Origin of the sequence: Vibrio thalassae, from assembly GCF_900089835.1 — a bacterium.
In the GTDB taxonomy this organism is placed as follows: Bacteria; Pseudomonadota; Gammaproteobacteria; order Enterobacterales; family Vibrionaceae; genus Vibrio; species Vibrio thalassae.
Window position 1 is genome coordinate 46555 of the sequence record NZ_OANU01000030.1, and the last position, 6203, is coordinate 52757.

The 6203-nt window shown below is 46.3% G+C and carries 4 protein-coding genes; 3 read left to right on the forward strand and 1 reads right to left on the reverse strand.

Annotated features, from left to right (window positions below; translation table 11 throughout):
- Window positions 1–12: 12 nt before the first annotated feature.
- The 3 genes from trxB to cydC all read left to right on the forward strand — a co-directional run bounded on the left by trxB (window position 13) and on the right by cydC (window position 4583).
- Window positions 13–966 carry a thioredoxin-disulfide reductase gene (trxB, locus tag VTH8203_RS11455; protein WP_096993803.1) on the forward strand — a complete coding sequence of 318 codons (954 nt, stop codon included), beginning with the start codon at window positions 13–15 and terminating at the stop codon, window positions 964–966.
- Between the two features lie 115 nt (window positions 967–1081).
- Window positions 1082–2869, forward strand: coding sequence for a heme ABC transporter permease/ATP-binding protein CydD (gene cydD, locus VTH8203_RS11460; protein ID WP_096993804.1), 1788 nt, complete (start codon window positions 1082–1084; stop codon window positions 2867–2869).
- Window positions 2862–4583: a heme ABC transporter ATP-binding protein/permease CydC gene (cydC, locus tag VTH8203_RS11465; protein ID WP_096993805.1), complete on the forward strand. Its 1722-nt coding sequence runs from the start codon at window positions 2862–2864 to the stop codon at window positions 4581–4583. Before cydD ends, cydC begins: the two co-directional genes overlap by 8 nt.
- Before the next feature lie 96 nt (window positions 4584–4679).
- On the opposite strand, the gene VTH8203_RS11470 is transcribed toward cydC, so the two are convergent.
- The gene (locus VTH8203_RS11470; RefSeq protein ID WP_096993806.1) at window positions 4680–5966 is read right to left on the reverse strand and encodes a hemolysin family protein; all 1287 of its coding nucleotides are present in this window, start codon (window positions 5964–5966) and stop codon (window positions 4680–4682) included.
- Between the last annotated feature and the right edge of the window lie 237 nt (window positions 5967–6203).

Sequence of the window (6203 nt, forward strand, 5' to 3'; positions counted from 1 at the left end):
TGAGACGACAAAATGGCTGACACAAAACACTGTAAATTGCTCATCTTAGGCTCTGGCCCTGCGGGTTATACCGCGGCTGTTTATGCCGCACGTGCCAACCTTGAACCGGTTCTTGTTACAGGGATGCAACAAGGTGGACAGCTTACCACGACTACAGAGGTAGAAAACTGGCCGGGCGACGCCGAGGGCTTAACTGGTCCTGCACTAATGGATCGCATGAAAGAGCATGCTGAGAAGTTTGAAACTGAAATGATCTTCGATCACATCAATAAAGTCGATTTCAGCACTCGCCCGTTTAAACTATTTGGTGATTCTCAGTGTTATACGGCAGATGCCGTTATCATTTCGACCGGTGCCTCTGCCAAATACCTAGGTCTAGAATCTGAAGAAGCTTTTAAGGGACGTGGTGTTTCAGCTTGTGCCACCTGTGATGGGTTCTTCTATCGCAATCAAAAAGTCGCCGTTGTTGGTGGCGGCAATACCGCGGTTGAAGAAGCACTTTACCTATCAAACATCGCTTCAGAGGTGCACCTAATCCACCGTCGTGACTCATTCCGCGCCGAAAAAATTCTCGTTAAGCGTTTAATGGACAAAGTAGAGTCTGGCAATATCATCCTTCATACTGATCGCACCTTAGAAGAAGTTGTTGGCGATGATATGGGCGTGACTGGTGTTCGAATTAAAGACACGCAATCAGAGTTAGTTGAGCAAATTGATGTGATGGGTGCGTTTATTGCTATCGGTCACCAACCGAATACCGACCTATTTGCGGGCCAGCTTGAAATGAATAATGGCTATATCGTTGTGAAATCTGGCCTTGATGGCAACGCCACGCAAACCAGTATTCCTGGCATATACGCCGCGGGAGACGTAATGGACCATAACTACCGTCAAGCGATTACCTCAGCAGGTACTGGATGTATGGCCGCTTTAGATGCCGAACGTTTCCTTGACGCGCAATCTTAAATTTAACATTTTGTCTCATTATTTTTGAAAACAAGAAACCCATAGGTATGCCCTGTGGGTTTCTTTTTGTATAATCACTGCTACTTCTAATAATAATACTCATTAAGCCTTCTACATGGATAAGAAAAAACAGCGGAGCTTGAATAATTGGCTCAAAACGCAGAGCAAGCTCGCTAAACGCTGGCTAGCCATTGCGATTGGCCTTGGCGTTCTTTCAAGCCTGTTTTTATTAGCGCAAGCTGCGCTTATCGCCACAATATTACACCAACTCATTATTGAGCATGTCGACAAATATGAACTCGTTCCTCACTTCCTAGGTCTACTGGTCGCGGTGGCAGGTCGTGCTGGGTGTGCTTGGGGACGCGAAATCGCTGGCTTTAAATGTGGCGAACAGATCCGTTGTTACATCAGGCAGCTCATTCTTGATAAATTGCGAGAACTTGGACCTGCTTATATAAAAGGTAAACCTGCTGGTACGTGGGCAACACTTGCGCTTGAACAGGTGGAAGAGATGCAGGATTTCTTCGCTAAATACTTACCTCAAATGTCCCTCGCTGTAGCTGTTCCTATCATCATCCTTATTGTTGTATTCCCTATTAACTGGGCTGCAGGTTTAATTTTCCTTGTGACAGCACCACTCGTTCCCTTGTTTATGGCATTCGTTGGGATGAAGGCAGCCGACGCTAACCGTAAAAACTTTAAAGCTCTTCAGCGCCTTTCTGGTCACTTTTATGACCGATTGCAATCGATGACAACCATTCGTTTGTTTAATCGCACAGAGACAGAGACCGAAGTCTTACGCGGTGCGTCCGAAGTATTTCGTAAACGTACGATGGATGTGTTAAGACTGGCCTTCCTATCATCTGCGGTTTTGGAGTTCTTCACATCGATCTCTATTGCCATCACTGCTGTCTATTTTGGTTTCAGCTATATTGGTGAGCTTAACTTTGGGCATTATGGCGTCGGTGTGACGTTATTCGCGGGTTTATTCATTTTGATTCTAGCACCCGAGTTTTATCAGCCATTGCGCGACTTGGGTACGTTCTATCATGCCAAAGCACAGGCCGTTGGCGCTGCTGAGAGTATCGTCGAGTTTTTAGATACCGAAGTGTCCGAATTGCCACAAGGTAATCAAACCATCTCCCACCCTCACAGTATCTCTATCGAAGCAAAGGATTTAGAAGTATTCAGTCCTGAGGGGACTCGTCTTGTCGGTCCCATCAGCTTCAAAATCAACGCCAACGAAACGGCGGCACTAGTGGGTCCAAGCGGAGCTGGCAAAACCAGTTTTGTCAACACCATTTTAGGATTTATGCCGTATCAAGGCTCTTTAAAAGTTGCGGGTATTGAACTTAAAGAGCTTGATCAAGCTGACTGGCGTAAAAACATCAGTTGGGTTGGTCAAAATCCACTGCTCCTTCACGGAAGCATTCTCGACAATATCACCCTAGGCAATACTGATGTGAACCAAGAGCAAGTAAACAATGCTCTTCTGGCGTCGTACTCCGCCGAGTTTGTCGAAAAACACGGTTTAGATTATCAAGTAACTGACCGTTCTGGTGGTCTTTCCGTCGGTCAAGCTCAGCGTATCGCGCTAGCAAGAGCAATGGTTCAAAACGGAAATTTCTGGTTGCTAGATGAGCCTACTGCAAGTCTCGATGCAAAAAGTGAGCGTCTTGTGAATCAAGGTATCCACACCAGTACCGCGGGTAAAACGACTTTGATAGTCACCCACCAGCTCTCTCAATTAAAGAATGTTGATACCATTTTAGTGATGAATCAAGGCCGTTTAGAACAGCAAGGCAGTTATGATTCACTGTCAAACTCAGATGGCTTATTTAATAGCATGCTATCTGCACATCAGTCGTCCGTTGCTCAAGATAAGGGGAATTTAGATGCGTGATTTACTCCCTTACTTAAAACTGTATAAAAAGCATTGGTTTGGTCTATCTTTGGGCATGCTACTCGCCTTCGCGACGCTGTTTGCCTCCATTGGCCTACTTACCCTGTCAGGCTGGTTTATTTCTGCTGCTGCGGTTGCCGGTTTAACCATTGCTCGCGAAACCTTTAACTATATGTTGCCAGGCGCTGGCGTGCGTGGCGCTGCGATGGCGCGTACCGCCGGACGCTGGGGTGAGCGCGTAGTCAGCCACAATGCGACCTTCAAATTACTCACCGATCTTCGAATCTTCTTCTTTACCAAGTTAGCGCCGCTTATTCCCGGTAAAGCCGTCAACATTCGTGATGCGGATATGCTCAACCGTCTTGTGGCAGACGTTGATGCAATGGACCACGTCTATTTGCGTCTTGTTAGCCCTATTATCGTTGGCGTATTTGGCATCCTATGTCTGACCGCCATTCTTTGTTGGTTCGACATGACCCTTGGCCTCACACTTGGCGCAATTTTAATGTTGCTGCTTATCATCTGGCCCGTCGTTTTCTATCGTTTGGGAAGTAAGAATGGTGAGGCACTGACTCTCAACAAAGCGGAATTGCGCATTCGTACTTTAGATTGGTTACAAGGGTATAGTGAACTGACCCTGTTTGGTGCCGAATCTCGTTACCGTAAGGCTATTGTCACAGCACAAGACAAACTCATTGCCAACCAACTGGTTAACGCAAAAATCTCAGGAATGGCTCAGGGTCTACTGATTCTTGCGAACGGCTGGCTATTAATACTGATGCTTTGGCTTGCGGCAGATGGTGTTGGCGGAAACCAGCCTGATCCATTAATCGCACTAATGGCCTTTGCGACCATGGCAAGTTTTGAGTTGCTTATGCCGATTGCTGGTGCGTTCCAATATCTAGGGCAAACGCTAACCTCGGCAAAAAGACTCAATGAAGTGATTCTAGCGACGCCTGAAGTCACCTTCCCTAGTGAGCCTTTTGCGCATTCGAACGAGTACTCTATCGAGCTTGAGCACGTTTGCTTTAGCTATCCCGATGCCAATGAAAAAGCACTTCGCGATGTAACGCTCTCTGTGGCGGCTGGACATCGTTTAGCGATTGTAGGTCAAACTGGATCGGGCAAATCAACGTTGCTGCAGCTCATTTCACGATATTGGGACGTCGACCAAGGCAAGGTTGCCCTCGCCGGTGCTCAAATTCAAGACTGGAGCGAAGGTCAACTTCGTGAAGCAACCAGTATTGTGAGCCAAAAAGTCGATATCTTGAATGGTACGTTACGCGATAACTTGTCGATGGCAAAACCTTCTGCTTCTGATGCAGAGCTTATTGAAGCGCTCGACAAAGTAGACCTTGCACATTTGACCGACGATATTGGTTTAGACGCTTGGTTAGGGGATGGCGGCCGTCAACTTTCTGGTGGTGAAAAACGCCGTATTGGTATCGCACGAGCGCTATTGCACAATGCACCGATTTTATTACTCGATGAACCTACAGAAGGGTTAGACAAAAAGACGGAACAGCAAATCATGCAATTGTTCGAACAGCACTTTAAGGGAAAAACAGTGATCTTCATTACTCACCGTTTAGTGCACCTAGAACGTTTTGATGCCATTTGTTTGCTTGAGGACGGTGAAGTCCTAGAGTATGGCCACCATCAGGACCTTCTTCGCCAACAAGGTCGTTACTTTGAATTGAATCAAACACTGTAACTCGACAGCAAAAAGCCCGCTTGGCTGGCCTTGATTAAGGTGCCAAGTGGGCTTTTATTCACCATACACCGCTTTTCGGCCTATGTGAAAAATCGGCTAATCGTGAGCGTCCTCCGTTCTTCTCGCTCTAACTTGCATAATTCGATTATTTTTCACCTTAAGTACTTCAAAATCCCATTGTTGATAACGTATATGGGTTCCGGATGTTGGCACACTTCCTACACGCCAAGAGATGAAACCATTTAACGTTTGGAAGCCCTCATCAAGTTCTCCCTCCAACTCCTGAATATCTAATTTGTGTTTCAATTCGTTGGTCGGAATCAAACCATCAATTATCCAACTACCATCGCTCAGTGACTTAGCCCAAACCTGTTGAGGAGCCATACCAAGTTGCCCCGCAATTGATTTAAGTAAATCATGGTGTGTTACTAACCCTTGAACATCACCGTACTCATCCACTAAGAAGGCCATTTCAGAGCTCGTTTGTTGCATGTGATTCAGTAGGGCCAACCCTTTCATTGATTCAGGTACAAACCTTGGTTTACGAAGCATCTTCGCCAACCGACCCGTTGAAAGCACCTCATATTCATCAAGCAAATTTTTAGAAGAGATGGTGCCTATAATATTGTCCAGCCCACCTCGGCATACGGGCCATACCGAGTGCTTGGTTTGCCTTAACTCCCTTAACGCTTGTTCAACGGGCTTATCAATATCAAGATGATGAATATCGCTACGAGGCGTCATCAATGACGTAACGGCTCTATCGTTAAGATGCAACAAGTTACGGATCATCATCAGCTCTTGTTGCTCAATCGCGCCCGATTCCGATCCCTCTCTAACCAAGGCGATAATATCTTCTTCAGTCACACAGTCATGGTGTCCTTCTTTCTGACCGAGTAAGCGCAGCATTGCATCGGTCGACACCGATAGCAGCTTAACAAAGGGGCTAGTAACGAGTGACAGCCAGTGTATTGGGTAAGCGACTACCATGGCGATTTTCTCAGCATTATTTTGAGCTAATCGCTTAGGGACCAATTCTCCGATCACAATAGCAAAATAAGTGATGGTGATGACCACTGAGGCGGTTGCCAATGCGCTCGCTATCTCAACATCCACGCCTTGTTCACTAAGCCATGAAGAGAGAGGAGCCGATAAAATAGCTTCACCAAAAATACCGCTGAGAATACCGATTGCAGTGATGCCAATTTGAATAGTAGAAAGGAATAACGTGGGGTTGTTTTTGAGTTGTAAGGCGAGTTGTGCCGATTTCTGTCGTTCTGCCATTTTTCGCAGTCGACCACTCTTTGCAGCGACCAATGCGATTTCTGACATGGCAAACAAGCCATTAAGTCCAATCAAGCCAACTAATAATATAACGTCCATAAAGCAGTCCAGTGATGCACACACTAAGTCGGGTAGACGACACTTGTTACCAAGTGCCGTCCCCCTAAGAACCCAGCGTGCAACTTTCACTGCACTAGGCTCAAGCCTTCACGAAGGCATCGTTTGATACCCAGCAACTTATAAAGCAGCGAGAATAGGCTCCTTCCAAGAGTTGCGAGCTTGCCTTTTTGACTTTCTCTTAGCCAAGTATTCTTGGTGTTGAGGGTCATATGGTGT

Bases quoted from the DNA above. Each gene is read 5' to 3' on its own strand.
- trxB (WP_096993803.1), top strand. From the start codon at position 13: ATGGCTGACACAAAACACTGTAAATTGCTCATCTTAGGCTCTGGCCCT.
- cydD (WP_096993804.1), top strand. From the start codon at position 1,082: ATGGATAAGAAAAAACAGCGGAGCTTGAATAATTGGCTCAAAACGCAG.
- cydC (WP_096993805.1), top strand. From the start codon at position 2,862: ATGCGTGATTTACTCCCTTACTTAAAACTGTATAAAAAGCATTGGTTT.
- VTH8203_RS11470 (WP_096993806.1), bottom strand. From the start codon at position 5,966: ATGGACGTTATATTATTAGTTGGCTTGATTGGACTTAATGGCTTGTTT.